Genomic DNA, 1165 nt, shown 5'->3' with positions numbered 1-1165 from the left:
AGTGCACGCACTCCGGTTTGGGCTCTTTCCATTTCGCTCGCCGCTACTTTGAAAATCGAGTTTTCTTTCTCTTCCTCCGGCTACTTAGATGTTTCAGTTCACCGGGTTCCCTCCGTACACCTATGGATTCAGTGTACGGTGACTGAGGTATGCTCAGCCGGGTTTCCCCATTCAGAAATCTACGGATCAATGGATATGTGCTCCTCCCCGTAGCTTATCGCAGCTTATCACGTCTTTCATCGGCTCTTAGTGCCAAGGCATCCACCCTGCGCTCTTTTTAGCTTGACCTAATAACTCAGCAAGCGATTAAAACTTTTTTCATGACCCGGTGGGCGCTTGCGCACACAAGGGGCTTGGAAAAACGTTTTAAACATTTGCGAAGCAAATCTCATTCGCAGATCGAAGATCTGCGAATGAAGCGCTTGCGTCCGTTCTTCACATCTAGCGTGATGTTACTTTAGGTTTTGTTTCGTTTTGCTTGTTTGATCTTACATCTCTGCAAGATCCCTCGGATGTCTTGTTATATCGTTTTGCAAACTTGATATAATAGATTTAATATTTCAATATTCGGTTTTCAAGGAACAAACCTGACACTAAAGTGTCAGCTCTAAGAGAATACTTCGTATTCTCCGTTCGACAAATCGGTTAGTATTTGTCGACTGGGCTTAAGTGGGCATTACCTCTTTTACCTCAAAGGTTGTAAGGTTACTCGCTTAACTGGGCTTAAGTGGACTCGAACCACCGACCTCACGCTTATCAGGCGTGCGCTCTAACCGGCTGAGCTATAAGCCCTCAGTTAATAGCCTGTCAAAATACCCAAGGTATTTCGCAATGCGATTTCATCACGTGCTTCGCACTATCTATTCATGCATTCATGCTCTCGCGCAAGCGAGCTTGCGTCGAACCTGTCTGCCTGAATAGGCATTGCTCATGGCTATCGTGGAGATAAAGGGATTCGAACCCTTGACCCCCTGCTTGCAAGGCAGGTGCTCTCCCAACTGAGCTATACCCCCATGGGAATCTGGCAGCCACCTGCTCTCCCATACCGTCTCCAGTATAGTACCATCGGCCGCTTAGGTCTTAACCATCGTGTTCGGGATGAGAACGGGTGTGTCCCCCAAGCGCATAACCACCAGAAGTGTTCTTATTTCGGATTTCTTCACCG

Annotated in this window: 2 tRNA genes and 2 rRNA genes; all 4 read right to left on the bottom strand. The window is 47.4% G+C overall.

Annotated features, from left to right (window positions below):
- Positions 1-288, bottom strand: a 23S ribosomal RNA gene (locus tag DW835_RS17710); the annotation flags it as partial.
- Positions 289-718: 430 nt separating this feature from the next.
- A tRNA-Ile gene (locus DW835_RS17705) sits at positions 719-792 on the bottom strand.
- Positions 793-940: 148 nt separating this feature from the next.
- Positions 941-1013 (bottom strand) — tRNA-Ala (locus tag DW835_RS17700).
- Between the two features lie 6 nt (positions 1014-1019).
- A 5S ribosomal RNA gene (gene rrf / locus DW835_RS17695) occupies positions 1020-1137 on the bottom strand.
- Positions 1138-1165 lie beyond the last annotated feature (28 nt).

It is taken from the genome of Clostridium sp. AM34-9AC (genome assembly GCF_003480225.1).
Lineage (GTDB): Bacteria > Bacillota > Clostridia > Lachnospirales > Lachnospiraceae > Acetatifactor > Acetatifactor acetigignens.
Note: the sequence above shows the minus strand (reverse complement) of the source record. Positions and strands in the feature narration are given on the sequence as shown.